The organism is Aeromonas sp. SrichE-2G, from assembly GCF_017939565.1.
Classification (GTDB): Bacteria; Pseudomonadota; Gammaproteobacteria; order Enterobacterales; family Aeromonadaceae; genus Aeromonas; species Aeromonas taiwanensis.
In genome coordinates this window covers 117153-142409 of the sequence record NZ_JAGKRG010000049.1, presented here as the reverse complement: position 1 = coordinate 142409, position 25257 = coordinate 117153, and the positions used below count along the sequence as shown (strand labels likewise).

General features: G+C 63.9%; 20 protein-coding genes. 7 read left to right on the top strand and 13 right to left on the bottom strand.

The window, feature by feature from the left end:
- The first annotated feature begins 2 nt into the window (after positions 1-2).
- The 6 genes from nuoI (at position 3) to nuoN (ending at position 6424) form a co-directional block, all read left to right on the top strand.
- Positions 3-545, top strand: a complete 543-nt coding sequence (gene nuoI / locus J9885_RS15575) for an NADH-quinone oxidoreductase subunit NuoI (RefSeq protein WP_042076570.1) — start codon at positions 3-5, stop codon at positions 543-545.
- Positions 546-554: 9 nt separating this feature from the next.
- A complete protein-coding gene (gene nuoJ, locus J9885_RS15570; protein ID WP_043154784.1) occupies positions 555-1094 on the top strand; it encodes an NADH-quinone oxidoreductase subunit J in 540 nt (179 codons plus the stop codon).
- A gap of 79 nt (positions 1095-1173) precedes the next feature.
- Entirely contained in the window at positions 1174-1482 is a 309-nt protein-coding gene (gene nuoK / locus J9885_RS15565) for an NADH-quinone oxidoreductase subunit NuoK (RefSeq protein WP_010675036.1), read from the top strand.
- Positions 1479-3326, top strand: coding sequence for an NADH-quinone oxidoreductase subunit L (nuoL, locus tag J9885_RS15560; protein ID WP_210549982.1), 1848 nt, complete (start codon positions 1479-1481; stop codon positions 3324-3326). Before nuoK ends, nuoL begins: the two co-directional genes overlap by 4 nt.
- Positions 3327-3399: 73 nt before the next feature.
- Entirely contained in the window at positions 3400-4917 is a 1518-nt protein-coding gene (gene nuoM / locus J9885_RS15555; RefSeq protein ID WP_043759940.1) for an NADH-quinone oxidoreductase subunit M, read from the top strand.
- Positions 4918-4960: 43 nt separating this feature from the next.
- Positions 4961-6424 carry an NADH-quinone oxidoreductase subunit NuoN gene (gene nuoN, locus J9885_RS15550; RefSeq protein ID WP_210549981.1) on the top strand — a complete coding sequence of 488 codons (1464 nt, stop codon included), beginning with the start codon at positions 4961-4963 and terminating at the stop codon, positions 6422-6424.
- A gap of 246 nt (positions 6425-6670) precedes the next feature.
- Here the strand turns inward: nuoN and purL are convergent, their stop codons facing one another.
- Positions 6671-10564 carry a phosphoribosylformylglycinamidine synthase gene (gene purL / locus J9885_RS15545; protein WP_210549980.1) on the bottom strand — a complete coding sequence of 1298 codons (3894 nt, stop codon included), beginning with the start codon at positions 10562-10564 and terminating at the stop codon, positions 6671-6673.
- A 149-nt stretch (positions 10565-10713) separates the two neighbouring features.
- Here purL and mltF point away from each other — a divergent pair, with 149 nt between their 5' ends.
- The gene (mltF, locus tag J9885_RS15540; RefSeq protein WP_210549979.1) at positions 10714-12207 is read left to right on the top strand and encodes a membrane-bound lytic murein transglycosylase MltF; all 1494 of its coding nucleotides are present in this window, start codon (positions 10714-10716) and stop codon (positions 12205-12207) included.
- A 322-nt stretch (positions 12208-12529) separates the two neighbouring features.
- Here mltF and J9885_RS15535 read toward each other — a convergent pair whose 3' ends face one another.
- The 12 genes from J9885_RS15535 to pepB (J9885_RS15480) all read right to left on the bottom strand — a co-directional run bounded on the left by J9885_RS15535 (position 12530) and on the right by pepB (J9885_RS15480) (position 25133).
- Positions 12530-12760, bottom strand: coding sequence for a zinc ribbon domain-containing protein (locus J9885_RS15535; RefSeq protein ID WP_210549978.1), 231 nt, complete (start codon positions 12758-12760; stop codon positions 12530-12532).
- A 106-nt stretch (positions 12761-12866) separates the two neighbouring features.
- Positions 12867-14363, bottom strand: a complete 1497-nt coding sequence (gene der, locus J9885_RS15530; RefSeq protein WP_043759931.1) for a ribosome biogenesis GTPase Der — start codon at positions 14361-14363, stop codon at positions 12867-12869.
- 74 nt (positions 14364-14437) lie between these two features.
- Positions 14438-15622, bottom strand: coding sequence for an outer membrane protein assembly factor BamB (bamB, locus tag J9885_RS15525; RefSeq protein WP_043759929.1), 1185 nt, complete (start codon positions 15620-15622; stop codon positions 14438-14440).
- Entirely contained in the window at positions 15615-16265 is a 651-nt protein-coding gene (locus tag J9885_RS15520) for a tetratricopeptide repeat protein (protein WP_210549977.1), read from the bottom strand. Before J9885_RS15520 ends, bamB begins: the two co-directional genes overlap by 8 nt.
- Before the next feature lie 3 nt (positions 16266-16268).
- The gene (gene hisS / locus J9885_RS15515; RefSeq protein ID WP_210549976.1) at positions 16269-17546 is read right to left on the bottom strand and encodes a histidine--tRNA ligase; all 1278 of its coding nucleotides are present in this window, start codon (positions 17544-17546) and stop codon (positions 16269-16271) included.
- 153 nt (positions 17547-17699) lie between these two features.
- Positions 17700-18830 (bottom strand): flavodoxin-dependent (E)-4-hydroxy-3-methylbut-2-enyl-diphosphate synthase, encoded by a 1131-nt coding sequence (ispG, locus tag J9885_RS15510; RefSeq protein WP_043759924.1) that lies wholly within the window; start codon positions 18828-18830, stop codon positions 17700-17702.
- A gap of 10 nt (positions 18831-18840) precedes the next feature.
- A complete protein-coding gene (rodZ, locus tag J9885_RS15505; RefSeq protein WP_210549975.1) occupies positions 18841-19776 on the bottom strand; it encodes a cytoskeleton protein RodZ in 936 nt (311 codons plus the stop codon).
- Positions 19766-20557 carry a PilW family type IVa pilus biogenesis/stability lipoprotein TapF gene (tapF, locus tag J9885_RS15500; protein ID WP_081843715.1) on the bottom strand — a complete coding sequence of 264 codons (792 nt, stop codon included), beginning with the start codon at positions 20555-20557 and terminating at the stop codon, positions 19766-19768. The genes rodZ and tapF overlap by 11 nt, the downstream gene beginning before the upstream one ends.
- Before the next feature lie 11 nt (positions 20558-20568).
- Entirely contained in the window at positions 20569-21672 is a 1104-nt protein-coding gene (locus J9885_RS15495; RefSeq protein ID WP_043808070.1) for a bifunctional tRNA (adenosine(37)-C2)-methyltransferase TrmG/ribosomal RNA large subunit methyltransferase RlmN, read from the bottom strand.
- Between the two features lie 167 nt (positions 21673-21839).
- Positions 21840-22268, bottom strand: coding sequence for a nucleoside-diphosphate kinase (gene ndk / locus J9885_RS15490; RefSeq protein WP_043759893.1), 429 nt, complete (start codon positions 22266-22268; stop codon positions 21840-21842).
- Between the two features lie 271 nt (positions 22269-22539).
- Positions 22540-23832, bottom strand: coding sequence for an aminopeptidase PepB (pepB, locus tag J9885_RS15485; RefSeq protein ID WP_210549974.1), 1293 nt, complete (start codon positions 23830-23832; stop codon positions 22540-22542).
- Positions 23829-25133 (bottom strand): aminopeptidase PepB, encoded by a 1305-nt coding sequence (gene pepB, locus J9885_RS15480; RefSeq protein ID WP_210549973.1) that lies wholly within the window; start codon positions 25131-25133, stop codon positions 23829-23831. Before pepB (J9885_RS15480) ends, pepB (J9885_RS15485) begins: the two co-directional genes overlap by 4 nt.
- Between the last annotated feature and the right edge of the window lie 124 nt (positions 25134-25257).

Genomic DNA, 25257 nt, shown 5'->3' with positions numbered 1-25257 from the left:
CAATGAAAATTACGAGCATTATCAAGGGTGTCGGCACCCAATTACGCAGTCTGGGGATGGTTTTTTCCCATGCCTGGCGCCCTCGCGAGACCCTGAGCTACCCGGAACAGCCGGTCTATGCCGCCCCGCGTTTTCGCGGCCGCATCGTGCTGACCCGCGACCCCGACGGCGACGAGCGCTGTGTGGCGTGCAACCTGTGCGCCGTGGCCTGCCCGGTCGGCTGCATCTCCCTGCAGAAGGCGGAACGGGAAGACGGCCGCTGGTACCCGGAGTTCTTTCGCATCAACTTCTCCCGCTGCATCTTCTGCGGCCTGTGCGAGGAGGCCTGCCCCACCACCGCCATCCAGCTGACGCCGGATTTCGAGATGGGAGAGTATCGCCGCCAGGATCTGGTCTACGAGAAGGAAGATCTGCTGATAAGCGGCCCCGGCAAGTACCCGGACTACAACTTCTACCGCATGAGCGGGATGGCCATCGACGGCAAGCCGAAAGGGGATGCCGAGAACGAAGCCAAGCCCATCGATGTCAAGAGCCTGCTGCCCTAGGAGTCAATCATGGAACTGGCATTCTATGCCGCGGCCCTGGTCGCCGTTTACAGCACGCTGCGGGTGATCAGCACCAGCAACCCCATGCACGCGCTGCTCAATCTCATCATCTCCCTCATCGCCGTGGCCATGATCTTCTTCTGCCTGGGCGCCGCCTTCGCGGGGGCCCTGCAGGTGATCGTCTACGCGGGCGCCATCATGGTGCTGTTCGTGTTCGTGGTGATGATGCTGAACCTGGGGAGCGCCCAGGATCAGGAGAAGAAGTGGCTCACCCCCACCACCTGGGGTGGCCCCGCCCTGCTCTCCCTCGTCCTGCTGGGCTTCCTGGCCCACGGCATCCTCGGTGTGACCGGCGGCACGCTTGGCCAGACCGACGTCAGCGCCAAAGAGGTCGGCATCGCCCTGTTCGGACCCTATGTGCTGGCGGTGGAGCTCGCCTCCATCCTGCTGCTCGCGGGTCTGGTCACCGCCTATCACCTTGGCCGCGAGGACAAGAGCGGCGAAGTGCTCTCGGTGCCCCGCACCACACAAGAAGGAGGTCAGCAATGAGCGGCATTCCCATGGTGATGCATAACCTGCTGCTGGCGGCCTGCCCCCTTTCCATCCAGCAAGCGCAAGGAGAATGGCGATGAGTGGAATACCCATGGAACACGGCCTTCTGCTGGCGGCCATCCTGTTCGCCATCGGCTTGTGCGGCCTGCTGATACGCCGCAACCTACTGTTTATCCTCATGAGTATCGAGATCATGATGAACGCGTCCGCCCTGGCGTTCGTGGTGGCGGGTAGCCGCTGGGCCCAGGCCGACGGCCAGATCATGTACATACTGGTGATTTCTCTGGCGGCAGCGGAGGCCAGTATCGGCCTCGCCCTGTTACTGCTGCTCTATCGTCGTTACCACACCCTGAACGTGGACACTGTGAGCGAGATGCGCGGATGAGCCTCCTATATCTGACTTTTCTGTTCCCTCTGTTGGGATGGCTGCTGCTGGCCTTCTCCCTCGGCCGTCTCGGTGAGCGCACCTCGGCGCTCATCGGCGTCGGCAGCATAGGCCTGTCGGCTCTGACTACTCTCTGGGTCGGCATCGATTTCCTCAACACCATGCCGGAAGGCGGCGTCTATACCCAGACCCTGTGGCAGTGGATGACGGTGGGCGAGTTCCAGCCCGCCTTCCGCCTCTCCCTGGACGGGCTGTCGCTGACCATGCTGGGGGTGGTGACCGGGGTGGGCTTCTTCATCCACCTGTTCGCCTCCTGGTACATGCGCGGGGAAGAGGGTTACTCCCGCTTCTTCACCTACACCAACCTCTTCATCGCCAGCATGCTGTTCCTGGTGCTGGCAGACGATCTGCTGTTCGTCTACCTGGGGTGGGAAGGGGTGGGCCTGTGCAGCTACCTGCTGATCGGCTTCTACTACCGCAACCCCGCCAACGGGGCGGCCGCCCTCAAGGCGTTCGTGGTGACCCGGGTCGGTGACGTCTTCCTCGCCATCGGGCTCTTCGTGCTCTATCGCGAACTCGGCACCCTCAACATCCACGAGCTGCTGGTAAGGGCCCCGGCGATGTTTGCCGACGGCTCCCCTGCCCTGTCGTTCGCCTCCCTGATGCTGCTCGGCGGCGCGGTCGGCAAGTCCGCCCAGCTGCCGCTGCAAACCTGGCTGGCGGATGCCATGGCGGGTCCGACCCCGGTCTCGGCGTTGATCCACGCGGCCACCATGGTGACGGCGGGGGTCTACCTCATCGCCCGTACCCACGGTCTCTTCCTGCTCGCCCCCGAGATCCTGCATCTGGTGGCCGTCGTAGGTGCCGTGACCCTGGTGCTGGCAGGCTTCGCCGCCCTGGTGCAGACCGACATCAAGCGGATCCTGGCCTACTCCACCATGAGCCAGATCGGCTACATGTTCCTGGCCCTGGGGGTCGGTGCCTGGGAAGGGGCCATCTTCCACCTGATGACCCACGCCTTCTTCAAGGCGCTCTTGTTCCTCTCCGCCGGTGCAGTCATCGTCGCGACCCACCACGAGCAGAACATCTTCAAGATGGGGGGCCTTCGCAAGAGCCTGCCCCTGGTCTACTCCTGCTTCCTGGTGGGAGGCTCGGCCCTGGCCGCGCTGCCGCTGGTGACCGCCGGCTTCTACAGCAAGGACGCCATCCTCTGGCAGGTGCAGGCCAGCGGCCAGAGCGCCCTGCTGTGGGCGGGTCTGGGCGGGGCCTTCCTGACCTCCCTCTACACCTTCCGCCTCATCTTCATCGCCTTCCACGGCAAGGCGCAGACCGAGGCTCACGCAGGCCACGGCCTGGCCCACCAGCTGCCGCTGCTGGTGCTGCTGGTGCTCTCCACCGGTGTGGGTGCCCTCATCGTGCCGCCGCTGGCCGGTGTGCTGCCGGCGGGCCCGGGGGATCAGATCGAGGAGGGTCGCCATGCCCTGGAGATCCTCTCCGGCATCATCGCCGTGGCAGGCATCGCGTTGGCCGCCTTCCTGTTCCTGGGCGAGCGCCGTCTGGTGAAGGGGATCGCCGAGAGCGGGCCTGGCCGTCTGCTGGGTACCCTCTGGTTCAATGCCTGGGGCTTTGACTGGCTCTATGACCTGCTCTGGGTCAAGCCCTACCTGCTGGCGACACGGCTGCTCGGCAAGGACCCGCTGGACCGATTGATGAATCTGCCCGCCGTGCTGGCACAAGCCGGCCACCAGCTGCTGGCCTGGACCGTCTCCGGCAAGCTGCGCTGGTATGCCGCCTCCATGGGGATGGGTGCCGCCCTGATCCTGGCCCTGCTGCTGCTCGGTTGATCCCATGGCATTTCAATTTCACGCAGGCCTGCGGGCCTGCACAACGACCAGAACATAGACGAGAGCTGATATCGTGACCTTACTCTGGATCTTGTTAATACCCTTCATCGGCGGCTTGCTCTGCTGGCAGATGGAGCGACTCGGCGGCCAGTTCGTCCGCTGGGTGGCCCTCGCCTCCATGAGCGCCTGCCTGGTGCTCTCCAGCGCCATCTGGCTCGGCGGTGACTTCACCCTGGCCAACCCCGGCCTGCCCGTCTGGGCAGCAGAGTGGCAACAGCCCTGGATCCCCCGCTTCGGCATCTCCCTGCATCTGGCGGTGGACGGCCTGTCGCTCCTGATGGTGATGCTCACCAGCTTCATCGGCGTGCTGGCCATCCTCTGTTCTTGGAAGGAGATCGTGCAGCGTATCGGCTTCTTCCACCTGAACCTGCTGTGGATCCTGGGGGGCGTGCTCGGCGTCTTCATGGCGGTGGACCTGTTCCTCTTCTTCTTCTTCTGGGAGATGATGCTGGTCCCCATGTACTTCCTGATCGCGCTCTGGGGCCACTCGGTCACCGACGGCAAGTCGCGCATCAACGCTGCCACCAAGTTCTTCATCTACACCCAGGCGAGCGGCCTCATCATGCTGGTGGCCATCCTGGGTCTGGTGCTGACCCACCACGCCGCCACCGGCGTCTTCACCTTCAACTATCAGGAGCTGCTTAACACCCCCATGAGCAGCACGGTCCAGTGGCTGCTGATGCTGGGCTTCTTCATCGCCTTCGCGGTCAAGATGCCCCTGGTGCCCCTGCACGGCTGGCTGCCTGACGCCCACAGCCAGGCGCCCACCGCGGGCTCCGTGGATCTCGCTGGCATCCTGCTCAAGACCGCCGCCTATGGCCTGCTGCGCTTCACCCTGCCGCTCTTCCCCGAGGCCTCCGCCGAGTTCGCTCCCTACGCCATGGGCCTCGGCCTCATCGGCATCGTCTACGGCGCCCTGCTGGCGTTCGCCCAGACCGACATCAAGCGGCTGGTGGCCTACACCAGCATCTCCCACATGGGCTTCGTGATGATCGCCATCTATTCCGGCAGCGAGCTCGCCCTGCAGGGCGCCGTGGTGCAGATGATCGCCCACGGCCTCTCCGCCGCCGGCCTCTTCATCCTGTGCGGCCAGCTCTACGAGCGCCTGCACACCCGGGACCTGCGCCAGATGGGCGGCCTCTGGGGACGCCTGCGCTACCTGCCCGGCGTCATGCTGTTCTTCTCTGTGGCCTCCCTCGGGATGCCGGGCACCGGCAACTTCGTCGGCGAGTTCCTGATCCTCATCGGCAGCTTCCAGGTGGCCCCCATCATGACCGTCATCGCCACCTTCGGCCTGGTGCTGGCATCGGTCTACTCCCTCATCATGCTGCAGCGCGCCTGCTTCGGTACCCCCAAGGAGGAGAGCGTGCTCAAGGGGCTGGACAAGCGGGAACTGGCCATGATGCTGACCATCGCCGGCCTGCTGGTGCTGCTCGGCCTCTATCCCCAGCCGGTGCTGGATACCGCCAGCAGCAGCCTCCTGAGCGTGCTGCACTGGTATGCGCTGCCAGACACGGGAGCACTGCAATGATGCTTTCTCTTTCGCCTTCCATGTCCATGTCGGGAGCCCTGTCATGACGTTTACTGCTTCTCAACTGCTGGCCCTGCTGCCCCTGCTGCTGACCACAGGGGCCATGGTGGCCCTGATGCTGGCCATCGCCTGGAAGCGCTGCGACGACACCGCCTTCACGGTGACCATTGCCGGCCTCAACCTCGCGCTCTTCTCCCTGCCCGTCGTGATGGCCCAGGGGGATCAGGGGGTCACGCCCCTGCTGCAAGTGGACAGCTATGCGGTCTTCTACATGGGGCTGGTGCTCATCGGTGCCCTGGCCACCTGCACCTTCGGCCGCACCTGGCTCAAGGGCTACCCGGACAACCGGGAAGAGTTCTACCTGCTGCTGCTCATCGCCACTGCCGGTGGTCTGGTGCTGGCGGGCTCCCGCCATCTCGCGTCGCTGTTTATCGGGATCGAGATGCTGACCCTGCCCATGTTCGGCCTGGTGGGCTATGCCTATCGCGAGCGCCACTCGCTGGAGGCCAGCATCAAGTACATGGTGCTCTCCGCCAGCGCCACTGCCTTCCTGCTGTTCGGCATGGCGCTGCTCTATGCCCAGGCGGGGAGCCTCAGCTTCAGCGATCTCGGCCTGACCCTGGCCCAGAGCCCGGCCCACCACCCGCTGTTGATGGGGGGCTTCGGCCTGATGCTGGTAGGCTTCGCCTTCAAGCTGTCCCTCGCCCCCTTCCACCTCTGGACCCCGGACGTCTACGAAGGGGCCCCTGCACCTGTGGCCACCTTCCTCGCCACCGTGAGCAAGATCGCCGTGTTCTGCGTGCTGCTGCGCTTCTACCTGGCGGTGCCGGCCACCTCGGATCCCATGATCCACTGGCTGCTGGCGGCCATGGCGGTCATCTCCATCGTGGTCGGCAACCTCCTGGCGCTGATCCAGACCAACATCAAGCGGATGATGGGTTACTCCTCCATCTCCCACTTCGGCTATCTGCTGGCGGTGGTGGTGGCGAGTCGCCTCGGCGAGATGCCGGTGGAAGCGGCCGGCGTCTATCTGCTGATGTATCTGTTCACCAGCCTGGGGGCCTTCGGCGTCATCAGCATGATGTCCAGCCCCTATCGCGGCAAGGATGCGGACTCCCTGCACAGCTACCGCGGCCTGTTCTGGAAACGCCCCTATCTGACGGCGGTGATGACGGTGATGATGCTCTCCCTGGCGGGCATCCCCATGACGCTGGGCTTCATCGGCAAGTTCTACCTCATCGGCGTCACCGTGGATGCCAAGCTGTGGTGGCTCAGTGGCGCCATCGTGCTCGGCAGTGCCCTGGGTCTCTACTACTACCTGCGGGTCATGGTCACCCTCTACCTGCGCGAGCCCGGCATGCAACTGCGCGATGCCACGGCCGACTGGGCCTTCTCCTCCGGGGGCCTGGTAGTGCTGCTCTCCGCCATCCTGGTGGTGGTGCTCGGCATCTATCCCCAGCCAGTCATCAGCCTGGTACAGGGCTTCCAGCACGTGGTGCTGCGTTAAGCCCATGGCACCCAACAAAAACCGGCCCCTGTGGCCGGTTTTTTTATCTCCCGGGAGCTGATCGCCGGGGGCAGCCCGGATCAGGGCACCAGCCCCCCTCCCCTCTTAGCCCGCTTCCCGTATTGCTCTGACCAGTGTGCGTCTGCCTCCGGCCATCGGCTCACAGGATTGAAGAGTGCCCCACCCGCCCATAAAAAAACCGGCCACGGGGGCCGGTTCTGATTCGGAGCTCAAGTACGCGCGGGATTAACCCAGGCGCACCCGGGCGTTTCTGAACATGCGCATCCAGGCGCCGTCCTCGCCCCAGTTGTCCGGGTGCCAGGAGTTTGCCACGGTGCGGAACACCCGCTCCGGGTGCGGCATCATGATGGTGGCGCGACCGTCCGTGGTGGTCACCGCAGTGATGCCCGCCGGTGCGCCGTTCGGGTTGGCCGGGTACTGCTCGGTCACGCTGCCGCGGTTGTCCACGAAACGCAGACCCACCAGACCGCTCTGTTGCAGCGCAGCCAGGTGAGCAGCATCGCGTACTTCGACGCGCCCTTCCCCGTGGGAGACGGCAATCGGCATCACGGAGCCCGCCATGCCGGCGAAGAAGGCGGACGGGGAGTCCTGCACTTCCACCAGGCTGAAGCGCGCCTCGAAACGCTCGGAACGGTTGCGCACGAAGCGCGGCCACAGATCGGCCCCCGGGATCAGGGTGCGCAGGTTGGACATCATCTGGCAGCCGTTGCACACGCCGAGCGACAGGGTGTCGCCGCGTTCGAAGAAGCGCTGGAACTGCTCGCGGGCGTTGTCGTTGAACAGGATGGACTTGGCCCAGCCCTCGCCCGCCCCCAGCACGTCACCGTAGGAGAAGCCGCCACAGGCCACCAGGGTCTGGAACTCCTCCAGCTTGATGCGGCCACTGAGGATGTCGCTCATGTGCACGTCCACCGCGGCAAAGCCGGCGCGGTCGAACGCCGCCGCCATCTCCACGTGGGAGTTGACTCCCTGCTCGCGCAGCACCGCCAGACGGGGGGAGACCCCGCGGGCGATGTAGGGCGCCGCCACGTCCTCGGACGGGTTGTAGGTCAGTCTGGCCTGCAGACCCGGGTCGGTGGCGTCCTGGCGGGCGGCGTGCTCCTGATCCGCGCACTCCGGGTTGTCACGCAGGCGCTGCATCTGCCAGCTGGTCTCGCCCCAGATGGTGCGAAGGGCGGTGCGGCTCGCGCGGTACACCTCGGTGCCGGCACGCTGGAACAGGATGAGGTCGTCTTCGCGCACCGTGCCCAGCACGTGGGAGCAGGCGGCCAGGCCGTGGCCGGCCAGCAGGGTCAGCACCGCTTCCTTGTCGTCGCGGCGCACCTGGATGACGGCACCCAGCTCCTCGTTGAACAGGGCCGGCAGCAGGTCACCACCCACGCGGTCGAGCTGGATGTCGAGGCCGCAGTGACCGGCAAACGCCATCTCGGTCAGGGTGACGAAGAGACCGCCGTCGGAGCGGTCGTGGTAGGCGATCAGCTTGCGATCCGCCACCAGCGCCTGGATGGCGTTGAAGAAGCCCTTGAGCTGGACCGGGTTGTCCAGATCCGGGGCACTTTGCCCCAGCTGGCGGTAGACCTGGGCCAGGGCGGAGGCGCCGAGGCGCTGCTTGCCGTTGCCAAGGTCGATCAGGATGAGGTCGGTTTCACCGAGATCGGTGCGCAGCTGCGGGGTCACTGTGTTGCGCACGTCCTCGACCCGGGCAAAGGCGGAGATGAGCAGGGAGAGCGGCGAGGTGACGCTGCGCTCTTCCCCGTCCTGCTGCCAGCGGGTCTTCATGGACATGGAGTCCTTGCCCACCGGGATGGTGATGCCCAGGGCCGGGCAGAGCTCCTCGCCCACCGCCTTGACCGCCTCGTAGAGACCCGCATCTTCCCCCGGGTGACCGGCGGCAGACATCCAGTTGGCGGAGAGCTTGACCCGCTTGAGCGACCCGATGTGGGCCGGCGCCAGGTTGGTCAGGGCCTCGGCCACCGCCATACGGGCGGAGGCCGCGTGAGAGAGCAGCGCCACCGGGGTGCGCTCGCCCATGGACATGGCTTCGCCGTGATAGCTGTCGTAGGTGGCGGCGGTGACGGCGCAATCGGCCACCGGGATCTGCCAGGGGCCGACCATCTGGTCGCGGTTAACGAGGCCCGTCACCGAGCGATCGCCGATGGTGATGAGGAAGGACTTCTCCGCCACGGTCGGCAGACGCAGCACGCGCTCGGCGGCGTCGCTCAAGGTGATGCCGTCCAGTTGCAGCGCCTTGCCCTGGGCGGGCAGGCTCTGCACGTCGCGGTGCATCTTGGGCGCCTTGCCGAGCAGCACGTCGAGCGGCAGATCGATGGGCTGGTTGTCGAAGTGTGCATCGGACAGGGTCAGGTGCTTTTCTTCGGTGGCGGTGCCGATGACGGCATAAGGGGCGCGTTCACGCTCGCACAGGGCCTTGAACAGGGGCAGCTTGTCCTGGGCCACGGCCAGCACGTAACGCTCCTGAGACTCGTTGCACCAGACTTCCAGCGGGCTCATGCCCGGCTCGTCGTTCGGGATGGCGCGCAAATCGAAGCGACCACCGCGATCGCCGTCGCTCACCAGCTCCGGCATGGCGTTGGAGAGGCCACCGGCCCCCACATCGTGGATGAAGACGATGGGGTTCTCATCCCCCAACTGCCAGCAGCGGTCGATCACTTCCTGACAGCGGCGCTCCATCTCGGGGTTGTCCCGCTGCACGGAGGCAAAATCGAGATCCTCGGCAGACTGGCCGGAAGCCATGCTTGATGCTGCGCCGCCCCCCAGACCGATGTTCATGGCCGGGCCCCCCAGCACGATGAGGGCCGCGCCCACGGGGATCTCCCCCTTCTGGACGTGCTCGGAGCGGATGTTGCCGATGCCGCCCGCCAGCATGATGGGCTTGTGGTAGCCGCGCACCTCGACGCCGTTGTGGCTCGGCACCTGCTCTTCGAAGGTGCGGAAGTAACCGAGAATGGCCGGACGACCGAACTCGTTGTTGAAGGCGGCGCCGCCGAGCGGGCCTTCCTGCATGATGTCGAAGGCGCTGACAATGCGGCTCGGCTTGCCGAAATCCTGCTCCCAGGGCTGCTCGAAGCCGGGGATGCGCAGGTTGGAGACGGAGAAGCCGACCAGGCCCGCCTTGGGCTTGGCGCCACGGCCTGTCGCGCCCTCGTCGCGGATTTCGCCGCCGGAGCCGGTGGCCGCCCCCGGGAACGGGGAGATGGCGGTCGGGTGGTTGTGGGTCTCCACCTTCATCAGGATGTCGACGCGCTCCTGGTGATACTGGTATTCGCCGCTGGCGGGGCTCGGGAAGAAGCGACCCCCCTGACTCCCTTCCATCACGGCGGCGTTGTCTTTATAGGCAGACAGGACATGATCTGGCGTCTGCTCGAAGGTGTTCTTGATCATCTTGAACAGCGACTTGGGCTGCTGCTCACCGTCGATGGTCCAGTCGGCGTTGAAGATCTTGTGACGGCAGTGCTCGGAGTTCGCCTGGGCAAACATGTAGAGCTCGATGTCGTTGGGGTTGCGACCAAGTCGGGTGAAGTTCGTCACCAGATAGTCGATTTCGTCGTCCGCCAGGGCCAGACCCAGGGCCACGTTGGCCTCGACCAGGGCGGCGCGACCGCCACCCAGCACGTCCACCTGGGTAAAGGGACGGGGCTCGTGGTGGGCAAACAGGGCGGCGGCCTCGTTCATCTCGCCGAACACCACTTCCATCATGCGATCGTGCAGCAGGGCAGCCACATCGGCGCGCTGGGCAACGCTCAGCTCACCCTTGGCCTGCACGTAATAGGCAATGCCGCGCTCCAGCCGCTTGACCTGTTTCAGGCCGCAGTTGTGGGCGATGTCGGTTGCTTTGGAAGACCAGGGGGAGATAGTGCCGGGGCGGGGGGTAACGAGGAACAGCTGACCGCTGGGGGTGTGTTCCGGGATGGTCGGGCCGTAGCGCAGCAGCTGGCCCAAGGTCGCTCGCTCCGGGGGCGACAGCGGGCTCGTCAGCTCGGCAAAGTGCACGTATTCGGCATAGACGCTTGCTATCTCTACTCCTCTCTGTGCGCAGCTCTGCAGCAGCTTGTGGACACGAAACTCAGACAGTGCTGGGGCACCACGCAAGATTTCCATATACCTTTCTCACCAAGTTTTAGAGTGTGGGGGGATTTGAGACGCGCGTATTATAGGGATCAGCCCCAGCACGAACAAACGTTTTTCTCATCTCCCACGATGTGACTCCCTCCGGACTCTCTGGTATAAAGGGGCCTCTCTTTTGACAAATGCCGATTTTTTCAACAAGGGTACTCACCTACTTGCGCTGCATTTTTCGACTGTTTATCGGGATGATGTTGACGCTGGCCCTGGCCGGTTGCGACTTCCATACCCCCTCCAGCCAGCTGGAACAGATCCGCCAACGGGGCGAGATCCGGGTCGGCACCCTCTATGGCCCCACCTCCTACTACCAGCGTGATGACGTCGCCCAGGGCTTCGACTATGAACTGGCGCAGCTCTACGCCGACTGGCTGGGGGTCAAGCTGACCATAGTGCCGGCCTACAGCACCGCCGAGCTGGTCGAACAGCTACAAAAGGGCAAGCTGGATCTCGCCGCCGCCGCCATCGTCGTGACCCCGGAGCGGCGCAAGCTGTTTCGCTTCGGCCCCGGCTTCTACCAGGTCTCTCCCAAGCTGGTCTACCGCAACGGTTCTCCCAGGCCCAAAGGGCTGGGGGACATCAAGGGCAGCATCGTGGTGCCGGCGGGCTCCACCGGCGAGGATCTGATGAGGGAGCTGGCCAAGCAGTACCCCAACCTCAACTGGCGCACCAACCGGGACGCGGACGTGGAGGAGCTGCTCAAGCAGGTGGCCGACGGCGAGGTGGACTACACCGTGGTGCAGGACACCATCTTGGCCCGTACCCAACGCTACTATCCCGAGCTCACCGAGGGGCTGACCCTGGCCAGCAAGCAGACCGTGGCCTGGGCCATGACCAAGGTGCCCGATGACAGCCTCTACGCCAGCATCATCGACTTCTTCGGCCAGCGCTTCATGGATGGCGCCATCGCCAAGCTGGACGAGAAGTACTTCGGCCACGTGCAGAACTTCGATTTCGTCGACACCCGCACCTTCCTCAAGCGTGCCAAGAGCCTGCTGCCCAAGTACCAGGCGATGTTCCAGACCCACGCCCGAGAGATAGACTGGCGGCTGCTGGCCGCCATCAGCTATCAGGAGTCCCACTGGGACCCCCAGGCCCGCTCCTACACCGGGGTGCGCGGCATGATGATGCTGACCGAGCCCACCGCCAAGGCGATGGGGATCAGCGACCGGACCCATCCGGAGGAGAGCATCAAGGGCGGTGCCCGCTATCTGGAGGAGATGATGGATAAGGTGCCGGACTCGGTGCCGGCGGACGAGAAGGTGTGGTTCGCCCTCACCGCCTACAACATCGGCTACGGCCACATGATGGATGCGCGACGCCTGACCAAGCAGCTTGGCAAGAATCCGGATGCCTGGAGCGACGTCAAGGAGGTGCTGCCCCTGCTGCAACAGGCACGCTGGCATCGCAAGGTGCGCTACGGCTATGCCCGTGGCGGCGAGGCGCGCAACTATGTCAACAACGTGCGCCAGTACTACCAGAGTCTGCTCTGGCTCGACAACGAACAGCAGAAGGCCCACCGCCGCGAGGAGCTGGATGAGGACGACAGCAGCGAACCGGCCGCCCCGGTGGAGCGTCCCGCCATCATCGCCGAGGTGGTCAAGCAGATCATCACCCCCTAGCCCTGGGGGTGTGTTTTCCCGGCAGATTCTCTGTTAACATCCAACCAGATCCGAGGGACGCGAGTCTGGCTTATTGCAATGTATTCATCACGTTGCACTACCTGCCCAGCCGCCCTTCGGCCGAGGAGACCAGGGAGGAGAACAAGATGCGAGCACGCAGAAGAGCCATGTTGGCCCGAAAGACCAAATGTGCCTGGAGCCCGAGACGCAAGCTCAAGCTGGCCGACACCAAGCGCAAGATATGGCACAGAAACCGCTCCTTCACGCTGCTGATAGCGGAGCACACAGTATAAACCCGGCATCCGCCGGGTTTTTTATTGCCTCACTCCGGCGCCGCCACCGCCTCGAACTGCACGGTGCGCTTGGAGACCAGGGTGTTGCAGTGATTGCAGAAGTAATCCACCGCGCCACAGGCCCTAAGCCGCTCCAGCCCCTGCCCGCAGGTCGGGCACAGGGCCCGGATGCGATAGCGGGTCTGGCACTGGCTGCAGCGCGTCTCGTCGCCACGGCTGTCCAGTTCGACCTGACAGGCCGGACACAAGGGTGCACTCATACTCGACTCCTCTCAAAGTGAATGTGCGCTGGGTGGGCCCACCGCGCATTCCCCTCCTCCATCGACTCCAATAAAAACGGCTGCCGGTGAGGGCAGCCGCCTGGCCTTATTTCTTCGTCTTGGCCTTGAGCAGACGCTTGCGCTGGCGCTCCTGGCTCAGGGTCAGGGTGTTCTTCCTGCCCTCGAACGGGTTGACCGACTCCTGGAACTCGACCCGGATCGGGGTACCCATGATCTTCAACGACTTACGGAAGTAGTTGATGAGATAGCGCTTGTACGAATCCGGCAGATCGTTCAGCTGGTTGCCGTGGATCACGATGCGCGGCGGGTTGTAGCCACCGGCGTGGGCATACTTCAGCTTGACCCGGCGACCGTTCACCATGGGCGGCTGGTGATCTTCCTGGGCCATCTGCATGATGCGGGTCAGCATGGCGGTGCTGGTACGACGGGTGGCGGACTCGTAGGCCTCGTTGATGGACTCGAACAGGTGGCCGACACCGCTGCCGTGCAGGGCTGAGATGAAGTGAACGCGGGCGAAGTCGATGAAGCCCAGACGACGGTCCAGCTCGTTCTTGACGTCCTCTTTCACCTTCTGATCCAGGCCGTCCCACTTGTTCACCACCAGCACCACGGAGCGGCCGCTGTTGAGCACGAAGCCGAGGATGCTCAAGTCCTGATCCGTGATGGTCTCGCGGGCATCGATCACCAGCAGGCAGACGTTGGCGTCCTCGATGGCCTTCAGGGTCTTGATGACGGAGAACTTCTCCACCGTCTCGTGCACCTTGCCGCGACGACGCACGCCGGCGGTGTCGATGACCACGTATTTCTGCTCGTCGCGCTCCATCGGGATGTAGACGGAGTCGCGGGTGGTGCCCGGCATGTCATAGACGATGACACGATCTTCACCCAGCATGCGGTTGGTCAGGGTGGACTTGCCTACGTTGGGGCGACCGACGATGGCAAACTTGATGGGCAGATCGGCGAACGGGGTCTCCTTGGTGTCCTCACGGGTGTCCAGCTCGCCGCTGGCTACCAGGCGCAGCAAGGCTTCCTCGTCGAAGTCCTCCTCTTCTTCCTGCGCCTCTTCTCCGGTGGCCGCACCGACCAGCTCTTCCAGGTGGGGAGCCAGAGCCAGCTCCAGCAGGCTCAGTACGCCACGGCCGTGGGCCGCCGCCATCTGGTAGACCTCGCCCAGGGCCAGGCCGTAGAACTCGGAGACCGCGGAATCACCGTCGATGCCGTCGGTCTTGTTGGCCACAAGAAACACCTTCTTGTGGGTCTTGCGCAGGTGCTCGGCGATGGCCTGATCCGCGGCGGTCAAGCCGGCCCGCGCATCCACCATGAAGAGCACCACGTCCGCCTCTTCGATGGCCAGCAGGGACTGCTCGGCCATCTTCAGCTCGATCCCCTCCTCGGTGCCATCGATACCGCCGGTATCGACCACGATAAATTCCAGCTCGCCCAGCTTCGCCTGGCCGTATTTGCGGTCCCGGGTCAGGCCGGGGAAGTCGGCAACCAGGGCATCCCGGGTACGGGTCAGGCGGTTGAACAGGGTGGATTTCCCCACGTTGGGGCGGCCCACCAGGGCTACTACAGGAGTCATAAAAGCCTCATTCTCAAGACGACAAAGGCTCCGGGTCCGAAGACCAGGAGCCGGATATTCCAATTATCGGGCGATCAGGGACGCTTGATGGCGTACAGCTTGCCGCCCCGGCTCTGCACATACAGGGTGTCGCCGTCCACCAGGGGCGCGGCATACAGACCACTGCTGTCGAGCTGCTGCATGGCCTTGATGGACCCGTCGGTCCGATCCAGCCAGTACAGGTAACCTTCCACATCGCCGACCACCACATAGTCACCCAGGATGACGGGGGCAGTCACGGTGCGGTTTTCCAGCTGGGTGTTGGACCACAGCTCGAGGCCATTGCGACGGTCGACCGCAAACAGGTGGCTGCGGCTGTCGGTCAATACGATGGCATTGCCGGTCACCGCCATGTCGCGGTAGCCGGAGTATTTGCGCTTCCACACCTCATCGCCGCTCATCAGCTTGCGGGCCATCAGCTGACCATTGTAGGCGATGGCATAGAGCTCATCACCGGCGATGAGAGGGGTGGCGTCCACGTCCACCATGCGATCCAGTTCGGTGGCGCCGCGCGGGTCGGCCACCTTGGACTGGCGCACCGGCTGGCCGTTGCTGAGCAGGGCGATGCCCACCTTGCCGTCGGCACGGCCGTAGAGTACGGCGCCGTTGGTGATGATGGGAGCACCGGCACTGCGCAGGGTCAGGGGGGGCTGCTCTTCGGACAGGCTCCACTGCAGCTTGCCCTCGTCGGTGTCGAGCGCCACCAGGCGACCCGAGGTAGTCAGCACCACCACACGGCCATCTTCGACGGCGGGGCTCGCCACCACTTCACCGGGCACAGTCGTCTGCCACAGCACTTCCCCGTTTGCCTCGTTCAGGGCGTAGACCACCCCGTTCTCGGACCCCAGGAACAGCTTGCCATAGCGGGAGACCAGGCCACCGGAGAGGCGGGCGCTGCGCTTGTCGGCGTTGATCGGTAAGTCAGCCAGATCCACGCTCCACAGCTCCTTGCCGCTCTCGCGATCGAAGGCTGTCACGTCACCGTCCCGGGCCGCGGCATAGATGTGATCCTCTTCCACCACCGGCTTGAGCTGGGAGTAGAAGTCGCCGATGCCATCGCCCACCGAGGAGGACCAGGCGGTGTCGGCGGTGAACGCAGACTCCACCGTGGGCAACGGGGCCATGGGGTTGAGATCTTCGTCGGAACTGAACAGGGAGCACCCCTGCAGGGCCAGGGAGACGGCCGCTCCCAGCACCACTCGCTTGTAGAGATTACGCATCCGGAGCCTCGCCCGTAGTCACCGCTGGCAGCGCCAGATCGTCCATCTTCAGCTTGAGTTCGGCGCTGCTCTGCAGACCGCCGGCATCCGCCGCCGCCTGATAGGCATCACGTGCCTCTTCGGCCTTGCCCTGCTTGTGCAGGATGTCGCCGCGTACTTCGGCGACCTGGGCCTTGAAGGCGTCGTTGCTGATCTTGCCAAGCTGGGCCAGGGCCTCATCGGCCTTGCCCTGATCGTTCAGGACACGGGCCAGGCGCAGGCCGGCGATGGGCTTGATGCTGTCGTCCCCGCTGCTGGCCACCTGGGTCAGCTGCTCGGCCGCCAGATCCAGCTTGCCTGCCTTGACGGCAGCCGCCGCCAGTTGCAGGGCGGCCAGCTCCGCATAGGCATCACCCTTGTGGGCGGTGATAAAGCTCTTCGCCTGTTCTAGGGCGGCGTCGTCACCCTTGGCGAGCTGGGCGGTCATCTCGTTGTAAGCCTGGGAGGCGGCTTCCTGGTTGCCCTGCTGCATCTCGTTGTAATAACGCCAGCCGAAGAGACCGACCAGACCGATCACCGTCCCTGCGATGACCGAGGTGCCGTTCTCTTTCCACCAGTTCTTGATGACCTCAACCTGTTGTTCTTCAGTGGTATACACTTCCACAGCTTACTCTCCTTTAGCTGCCAGCAGGGCGATGGCGGCATCGACCGAGACGGTCTGTTGCTCGGCCTGGCCACGCAGATATTTGATGGTGATCTCGCCGCTTTGCGCCTCGGTCTCGCCGAGGATCAGGGCAATGGCCGCGCCGCTCTTGTCGGCACGCTTGAGTTGTTTCTTGAAGTTGCCGCCGCCGCAGTGGCTCATCAGGCGCAGGTCAGGCAGCGCATCGCGCAGCCGCTCGGCCAAGGCAAAGCCGGCCTGCTCGGTCCCCTCGCCCACCATGCACAGGTAGACGTCCACCGCCGGGCGGATGTCGGCATTGAGCTCCAGGGTCTCCAGCATCAGCACCAGACGCTCCATGCCCATGGCGAAGCCCACGGCCGGGGTCGGCTGGCCGCCAAGCTGCTCCACCAGGCCGTCGTAGCGGCCACCGGCACAGACGGTGCCCTGGGCACCCAGGCTGTTGGTGACCCACTCGAACACGGTGAGGTTGTAGTAGTCGAGGCCGCGAACCAGGCGCTCGTTCACTTCAAACTGGATGCCGGCGGCGGTGAGCAGACGCTTGAGCCCCTCGAAGTGGGCCAGGCTCTCTTCGCCCAGGTGATCGAACAGGCGCGGCGCGCCCACCAGAATGGCCTGGACCTTCTCGTCCTTGGAATCCAGCACCCGCAGCGGGTTGCTGTACATGCGGCGCTGGCTCTCTTCGTCCAGCTCACTCTTGTATTGCTCCAGATAGGCTACCAGGGCGTCGCGATAGGCGGCGCGCTCGGCACTCTGACCAAGGGTGTTGAGCTGCAGGGTGACGTGATCCTGGATGCCGAACAGGCGCCACAGGCGATGGGTCAGCATGATGAGCTCGGCGTCGATGTCCGGCCCGTTGATGCCAAACAGCTCGACCCCGAACTGGTGGAACTGGCGATAACGGCCCTTCTGGGGACGCTCGTGGCGGAACATGGGGCCCATGTACCACATCCGGCGTTCCTGGTTGTAAAGCAGACCGTGCTCGATGCCGGCACGCACGCAGCTGGCGGTCCCTTCCGGACGCAGGCTCAGGCTGTCGCCGTTGCGGTCTTCAAAGGTGTACATCTCTTTTTCGACCACGTCGGTCACTTCACCGATGGCGCGCTTGAACAGATGGGTCTGCTCGACGATGGGCATGCGCACTTCGCTGTAGCCATAGCTGGCGACGACCTGGCGCAGGATCTGTTCCACTTTCTGCCATACCGGGCTCTGCTCCGGCAGGCAATCATTCATACCGCGAATCGCTTGGATCTGTTTTGCCACGTTGATACTCGAGAAAAAGAGGTAAAATTTGGCCGCATTATAGGGATTTTCGACCCCGAGGTAAAATCGGGTGCCCGGATGCGGGATGTAAAATCAATAACCTAAAGCCGGGGCCACCCCAGGTGGCCCCGCTCTGGTTGAACCCTCAGGGGTTCAACCCTTGTCTATCTGGATCTGGTTGGCCGGATCCAGCATGGCGGCCCGGGCGCGGATGCGTCGCTCCAGGGTCGGCACGAGATCCTTGTTGTCGAGCCGGTCGACCCGCTGGCCCCCTTCGTAGAAGGCGCTCTTGTTGGCGGCGCCCGCAAGGCCCAGATCGGAGACCAGCGCCTCCCCCGGACCGTTCACCACGCAGCCGATGATGGAGACATCCATCGGCGTGATGATGTCCTCCAGCCGCTCTTCCAGGGCATTGACGGTGCCGATGACGTCGAACTCCTGACGGGAGCAGGAGGGACAGGCGATGAAGTTGATGCCGCGGGAACGGATGCGCAGGGATTTCAGGATGTCGAAGCCCACCTTCACCTCTTCCACCGGATCGGCGGCCAGGGAGATGCGCAGGGTGTCACCGATCCCTTCGCTCAGCAGCATGCCGAGGCCGATGGCGGACTTGACCGCGCCGGCGCGAAAACCGCCCGCCTCAGTGATGCCCAGATGCAGCGGCTGATCGATCTGTTTGGCCAGCAGGCGGTAGGCGCCGACAGCCAGGAAGACGTCGGACGCCTTGACGCTCACCTTGAAGTTGTCGAAGTTGAGGCGATCCAGGTAGTCCACGTGGCGCATGGCGGATTCCAGCAGGGCCTCGGGGGTGGGTTCCCCGTACTTTTCCTGCAGGTCCCGCTCCAGGGAGCCGCCGTTCACCCCGATGCGGATCGGGATGTTGTAATGGCGGGCGCAGTCGACCACGGCGCGCACCCGCTCTTCGTTGCCGATGTTGCCCGGGTTGATGCGCAGGCAGTCGGCGCCGTATTCGGCCACTTTCAGGGCGATGCGGTAGTCGAAGTGGATGTCGGCGACGATGGGGATGCGGGTCTGCTGCTTGATGAGCTTGAACGCTTCCGCCGCCTCCATGGTGGGGACGGAGACCCGGACGATGTCGGCACCGACCCGCTCGATCCGCTGGATCTGCTCGACGGTGGCGGCCACGTCCGTGGTCTTGGTGTTGGTCATGGTCTGCACCGTGATGGGGGCATCGCCCCCAACCGGTACATTACCGACCATGATCTGCCTGGATTTGCGACGAATGATGGGAGATTCGTGTGCGGGCTTTTCGTGAACAGACATGGCGGACTGATTACTCCTGCGGCAGTGAGAAGCGGGCAGTCCGGCCGTTGTTGTAACGGCTCATGTCGAAGGACTTGCCCTGGTATTCGAGATTGACCGCCATGGGCGCGCCAATGATGAATTTGAGTGGCTCGGGTCCTTCCAGCACAAGCTCGTCGTTCGCCTTCTTCAGCCCGCTGAACAGGGTCTTGCCGTTGGCATCCTTCACATCCAGCCAGCAGTCGGCGGTGAAGCTCATCTTGAGCTGCGGCGCCTTGGCCGGTTCGGCAGTCTCATCCTGGGCAGGTGACTCGGTCGCCACGGCGGCAGAGGCATCGGTCGATACAGAGGCGCTCGGCTCGGCCACCACGGCCGGCACGGTCGCGGCGGCATCGCTCACGACAGGCGCGGTCGAGACGGCCTCGGAGGCAGCGGGCAGAACGGGCGCGGCGACGTCGACATCCACCTCGGACGGCACGGCCGCGCTGGGGGTACTATCGGTGCTGCTTATCTCGGTGGCGGCCAGAGCCTCCTCACCGGCGGAGCGGCGCGCCGTGCTCTGCCACCACCAGGCGACGGAGAGACCGATCAACACCAGGATCACCAGCCAGGTCATCACCTTCAGGCGGCTGTCATTGGCCTGCTGACGGGAGCGGCGGGAGAAGCTCTGCATGTCGATGTTGTCGGGGGGGGTCAACCCCAGCTTGTCGTAGGCGGCGAGGATGGTCTCCTCGGGAATGCCGACCAGCTTGGCATAGGCGCGCAGATAGCCGCGAATGAAGGTATGGGACGTATGCTTGTCGTAGGTATCCGCTTCGATGGCGGCGATCAGGGTAAGACGAAGGTGAATGCGGGACGCAACCTGTTCTCGCGTCCAGCCGAGCTGTTCACGGGCATTGCGCAGCAGCTGGCCTGGGCCCGCTGCCTGGGAGTCGTCTTGGAAATCGTGTGGCTGTTCAGTAGTCATTGGCTAAGTAACGCTTGGCTTGTTGCGAAGTGGGATATTGCCTTACCAGCTCAGTCCCGAATTGGTGAAGTAATGCCGGTTTGTCCATGGCCTGGGCCAGCCGCAGCCGGAGCCAGAGGCTCTCCTCGTTTTCCTCTGCCACTTCGGCAAAGCGCACGAGGTAAGACTGGACGTCAGGCAGCTTGCCATCTTTCATGGAAAGCTCCGCCATGTCCAGCAATAACCTAGGATTGCGGGGATTATACCCCAAGGCCAGACGATAGTACTCGCCGGCCTTATCATTTCTGTGATTTTGCATCGAGCAGAGCGCCGCATTCTCGTAGGTATCGGCGATCTTGACGTAATCGGGCTGACTCACCGCCTGCATGAAGGCCTTGTCCGCCTCGTCGAAGCGGCCGCGGTTGCAGAGGAAGGCACCATAGTTGTTCATCGCGTCAGCATTGGACGGATCCATGGCCAGCGCTTTCTTGTAGTTTACCTCGGCCGCCTTGAAATCCGACACCTGCTGGTAGAAGTAGGCAAAACCGATGTAAACCTGAGGATTGTTGGGATCGTACTGGAGGGCACGGTCAAGGTTGAACTTCGCCTGTTCGGCATTGCCCTGACGCAGGTATTGGATCCCCAGATCGAGGCGAGTCTGGGCGGCGGCCTTGAGGTCGGGACCCACTTCACGCTGGGTCGAATTCTGGCCAGCGTAAGTGGTCTCTGTCACACAGCCTGGCAGCGCACTGAGCGCTGCCACTACGATCAATGTACGGATATCCATTTCCTGTCTATACAATGGCTTAGGAGTTAAACCATTTTGACGGAAATCCCATCCTGTTGCATCCGATTTTTCATGGTGCGCTTGGTACGGTCGATTACCTCCCCCACCAGCTGGCCACAGGCGGCATCGATGTCGTCCCCGCGGGTCTTGCGCACGATGACGGTCAGACCATATTCCATCAGCACCTTGGAGAAGCGGTCGATGCGGCTGTTGCTCGGCTTGCCAAACGGGTTGCCCGGGAAGGGGTTGAACGGGATCAGGTTGATCTTGCAAGGGGTTTCCTTGAGGACCTTGGCCAGCTCATGGGCATGCTGCATGTCGTCATTGATATGATCGAGCAGCACATATTCCACGGTGACCCGACCGCCGTTGGCGTTGGATTTCGCCAGATAGCGGCGAACCCCGGCAAGGAAGGACTCGATATTGTACTTGTCGTTGATCGGCATGATCTCGGAGCGAAGCTGGTCGTTCGGTGCGTGCAGGGAGATGGCCAGGGCCACGTCGATCTGGTCCCCCAGCATGTCCAGTGCCGGCACCACGCCGGAGGTGGAGAGGGTGACGCGACGCTTGGAGATGCTGAAGCCGAAGTCGTCCATCATCAGCTTCATGGCCGGCACCACGTTGGCGAGGTTGAGCAGCGGCTCGCCCATGCCCATCATCACCACGTTGGTGATGGGACGCTTGCCACCGACGACCTTGGCAGCGCGCCACACCTGACCGATGATCTCGGAGACCTTCAGGTTGCGGTTGAAGCCTTGCTGGGCGGTGGAGCAGAAGGTACAGGCCAGGGCGCAGCCCACCTGGGAGGAGACGCACAGGGTCGCGCGATCCGCTTCCGGGATGTAGACGGTCTCGACCTCCTGGTCTCCCACCTGCAGGGCCCACTTGATGGTGCCGTCTGCGGAGCGCTGCTCACGGCTGATTTCGGGGGCACGGATCTCGGCGATGGCCTTGAGGCGCTCGCGCAGCGCCTTGTTGACGTTGCTCATCTGATCGAAATCATCACAACCAAAGTGATAGATCCACTTCATTATCTGATCGGCCCGGAACGGCTTCTCGCCCAATTCGACGAAGAAGGCACGCATGGCATCCCGATCGAGATCCAGCAGGTTGGTTTTCATTTCGCTCATCAAGGGCCTCAGCTCACACACTTCATAAATTATCGGCTGACCTACGTCAGGGGGCGGCATTGTACAAATAATGGGTCCGGCTTTCCACCTGGAGAATAAGTGGATATTGACCGAATGACCAAAAAACAAAAGGGAGCCGAGGCTCCCTTGGGCATCACCAGACAACATCAGCCGCGCGGGCAGATCTCGTCGTCGGAGAAGAAGTAGGCGATCTCGCGGGCGGCAGAGGCCGGGGCGTCGGAGCCGTGAACGGCGTTGCGATCGATGCTCTCGGCGTAGCAGGAACGCAGGGTACCGGCCAGGGCTTCTTTCGGGTTGGTGGCGCCCATGATTTCACGGTGACGGCGGATGGCGTCTTCCCCTTCCAGCACTTGCACCATGACGGGACCGGAGGTCATGAAGCCGACCAGACCGTCATAAAACGGCTTGCCCTGGTGCTCGGCGTAGAAACCGGCGGCCTGTTCGCTGGTCAGGTGCAGCATCTTGGCGGCAACCACTTTCAGACCGGCGCTCTCGAAGCGAGCATAAATGGCACCAATCAGGTTCTTGCTGACCGCGTCCGGTTTGACGATAGAGAAGGTACGTTCGATAGCCATTGAGTTCTTTCCTTAACTACAGAGGTTTATTGTAGGAATCCATTTTTCGGCGGCGATTATACGTAAACAAAGCGCGAAACAACACACAAAAAATCAACTTTTTGTTAAACAAAAGATTCCTTGAAACAACATGGTGACTCATCTTGTGCCATGGGGGTAAGAAAAAATGTGCGCTTGCGCACGATTGCCTTGCTAATGCCCTGAAACCCTATCAATTGCTCAGCAAAGCAGCACGGTCGAAAAGGGCACCCCGGGGTGCCCTTTCGCGTTATCAGATCGCCGAACGTGTCTCCGTCAGCAGGGCGTGCGCTATGGTGCGCATCCCCAGGGTGTTGGCCCCCGGTGCCCAGAGGCTGTCACCGTTCTCGTTGAAGCAGGCCGCCAGATCCACGTGCAACCACCCCCTCCCCTCGTTGGGCACGAAGCGGGAGAGGAAGCCCGCCGCATTGGAGGCACCGCCCGGGCCGCCCCCCGGTACCGGACGGCTGTTGGCGGTGTCGGCGTAGTGGGACGGGCACTGATGGCGATGCCAGGGCTCCAGTGGCAGGGGCCAGGCCGGCTCCTGCTCTGCATCCGAGTACGCCATGGCGCGGCTCACCAGCCCCTTGTCGAGGCCGAACAGGGCGTTGTAGCGCCCCCCCAGGGCCATCACCGCCGCCCCCGTCAGGGTGGCCGCGTCGATGATGAGGGGCGCGCCGGATTCACCGGCGAGCTGCAGGCCATCGGCCAGCACCAGGCGACCCTCGGCATCGGTGTTGACTATCTCCACCGTGGTGCCGTTCTTGTAGGTGAGGATGTCGCCCAGCTTGTAGGCATGACCGGAGACCAGGTTCTCGGCGCAGCAGAGGATGAGCTTCACCCGCTTGTCCAACCCGCGCAGTATGGCCAGCGCCAGGGCGCCGGTCACGATGGCGGCGCCCCCCATGTCGTGCTTCATGGTCAGCATGCCCTGGGAGGTCTTCATGGAGTAGCCGCCGGAGTCGAAGGTGATCCCCTTGCCCACCAGTGCGGCCGCCACCGGCGCCTTGGGATCCTTGCTGGGATTGAAATCCAGCTCCAGCATCACGGGCTCGCGATCGCTGCCACGGCCGACCTGGTAGAGGCCTACCCAACCCGCCTGCTGCAGCGCCTCTCCCTTGAGGATGCGATGGCTGATGCGATCCGGTGCCAGCTCGGTGAGGAAGGCTGCCGCCTCCACCGCCAGCTCCAGCGGCCCCAGCTGCTCCGGCGTGGCATTGGTCATCTCCCGCACCCAGCGCCCGCAGAGCCAGCGCGCCTCCAGCTCCTCCCTGTCCTCCTCGGACGAGGTGGCCCACTGCAGGGCCACTTCCGCCTTGGGCGTCTGCAGCCCCTGGGCGAAGGCCCACTGCTGCTCCCGTTCCCAGTGACCGGCCAGGACCACCTGCTGGATCCCCTGGCTGCACAGGCGACGCGCCGCCTGCTGGATGTCCAGCAAGGGGGTGGCGGTCACCAGATGGATCACCATGCCATCGGCGCGATGGGAGAGCAGTGCCCCCTCCCCCCACTCGGCCGGCGCAAATTCTCGGCTCAACCAGACGTTCATGCGCTCACCTCCTGCAACCAGCGCGCTATGGTTCTCAGACCGTGGCCCTTGGCGCCGGTCGCCCAGAGATCGTTGCCGGACTTCTGATAGGAGGCGGCCAGATCCAGGTGCACCCAGCCTTTACCTTCGTCACGCACGAAACGGGACAGGAAGGCGGCCGCCGTGGTGGCACCGGCGGTGCCTTCGGCGGAGGCCACGTTCCCCAGCTCGGCAAAGGCGGAGGTGAGCTGGCCCGCGTGCCAGGGCTCCAGCGGCAGGGCCCAGGCCTGCTCGTTTTCGGCCTTGGCTGCGGCCAGCGCACGCACCTGCTCGGACTCATCGAGGGCGAACACGGCGTTGTAGTCGCGACCCAGCGCCGTCTTGGCGGCGCCGGTAAGGGTAGCAGCATCGAGGATGTAGGCTGCCCCGCTCTCGCTCGCGGCCAGCAGGCCGTCTGCCAGCACCAGACGACCTTCCGCATCGGTGTTCTGGATCTCCACCGAGATGCCATTGCGATAGGTGAGGATGTCGCCAAGCTTGAAGGCGTGGCCGGAGACCAGGTTCTCGGCGCAGCAGAGGATGAGTTTGACCCGCTGCTTGAGGCCACGGCTGATGGCCAGTGCCAGGGCGCCGGTCACCATGGCGGCACCGCCCATGTCGGACTTCATCGGCAGCATGTTGTCGGAGGACTTCATGGAGTAGCCGCCGGAATCGAAGGTGATCCCCTTGCCCACCAGAGCCGCCAGCACGGGGGCGTTGGCATCTCCGGTCGGGTTGTAGTCGAGTTCGAGCAGCACGGGTTCGCGCTCGCTGCCGCGGCCCACCGACCAGATCCCGATGTGCCCGGATTCACGCAGCGCCTCACCGGCGGTGATGCGGGCGCTCACCTTGTCGCCGCCCAGGCTGCGGATCAGCAGCAGCGCGGACTCCGCCAGGCTCATGGGATAGATCTCCTCCGGGCAGCCGTTGGTCACCTCGCGCACCCAGCGGGCCGCCTTGAGCAGGGCCGCCAGCTCGCCGGCTTCCTTGTCGCTCTGCTCGCCGAAGTCCAGTTCGCGCACACCCTTGGCGGCGTAGAAGCCCTGGGAAAACGCGTAGCGGCGCTCCAGATCCCAGCCCTCGCCCACCAGTCTGACGCGCTTGATGCCGCTGGACTCGAGGCGTCTGGCCCCGCGCTGGATGGCGCGCAGCGCCTCTTTCTCCTGGCTACCGGCCCCAAGGTGGAGATGGGCCTCGTCGCCATTGAAACTGAGCAGGGCACCCTCGCCCCAGTGGGGAGCGGCCGCCTGGGAGGACAACCGTACGTTCATCATGTCAGCCATGTTCTCTTGCTTCCTTGTTATTGGCACTTTCATCTACGAATAGGGAAATCGCGGGCACAAAAAAGGCCGCACCCTCAAGGGTCACGGCCTTCACCATATCATTACTGCACCGCGTGATGCTGCA

Excerpts from the sequence above, each read along its gene's own strand:
- nuoI (WP_042076570.1), top strand. The coding sequence starts at position 3 with ATGAAAATTACGAGCATTATCAAGGGTGTCGGCACCCAATTACGCAGT.
- nuoJ (WP_043154784.1), top strand. The coding sequence starts at position 555 with ATGGAACTGGCATTCTATGCCGCGGCCCTGGTCGCCGTTTACAGCACG.
- nuoK (WP_010675036.1), top strand. The coding sequence starts at position 1,174 with ATGAGTGGAATACCCATGGAACACGGCCTTCTGCTGGCGGCCATCCTG.
- nuoL (WP_210549982.1), top strand. The coding sequence starts at position 1,479 with ATGAGCCTCCTATATCTGACTTTTCTGTTCCCTCTGTTGGGATGGCTG.
- nuoN (WP_210549981.1), top strand. The coding sequence starts at position 4,961 with ATGACGTTTACTGCTTCTCAACTGCTGGCCCTGCTGCCCCTGCTGCTG.
- purL (WP_210549980.1), bottom strand. The coding sequence starts at position 10,564 with ATGGAAATCTTGCGTGGTGCCCCAGCACTGTCTGAGTTTCGTGTCCAC.
- mltF (WP_210549979.1), top strand. The coding sequence starts at position 10,714 with ATGCCGATTTTTTCAACAAGGGTACTCACCTACTTGCGCTGCATTTTT.
- J9885_RS15535 (WP_210549978.1), bottom strand. The coding sequence starts at position 12,760 with ATGAGTGCACCCTTGTGTCCGGCCTGTCAGGTCGAACTGGACAGCCGT.
- der (WP_043759931.1), bottom strand. The coding sequence starts at position 14,363 with ATGACTCCTGTAGTAGCCCTGGTGGGCCGCCCCAACGTGGGGAAATCC.
- bamB (WP_043759929.1), bottom strand. The coding sequence starts at position 15,622 with ATGCGTAATCTCTACAAGCGAGTGGTGCTGGGAGCGGCCGTCTCCCTG.
- ispG (WP_043759924.1), bottom strand. The coding sequence starts at position 18,830 with ATGTCTGTTCACGAAAAGCCCGCACACGAATCTCCCATCATTCGTCGC.
- rodZ (WP_210549975.1), bottom strand. The coding sequence starts at position 19,776 with ATGACTACTGAACAGCCACACGATTTCCAAGACGACTCCCAGGCAGCG.
- J9885_RS15495 (WP_043808070.1), bottom strand. The coding sequence starts at position 21,672 with ATGAGCGAAATGAAAACCAACCTGCTGGATCTCGATCGGGATGCCATG.
- ndk (WP_043759893.1), bottom strand. The coding sequence starts at position 22,268 with ATGGCTATCGAACGTACCTTCTCTATCGTCAAACCGGACGCGGTCAGC.
- pepB (WP_210549974.1), bottom strand. The coding sequence starts at position 23,832 with ATGAACGTCTGGTTGAGCCGAGAATTTGCGCCGGCCGAGTGGGGGGAG.
- pepB (WP_210549973.1), bottom strand. The coding sequence starts at position 25,133 with ATGGCTGACATGATGAACGTACGGTTGTCCTCCCAGGCGGCCGCTCCC.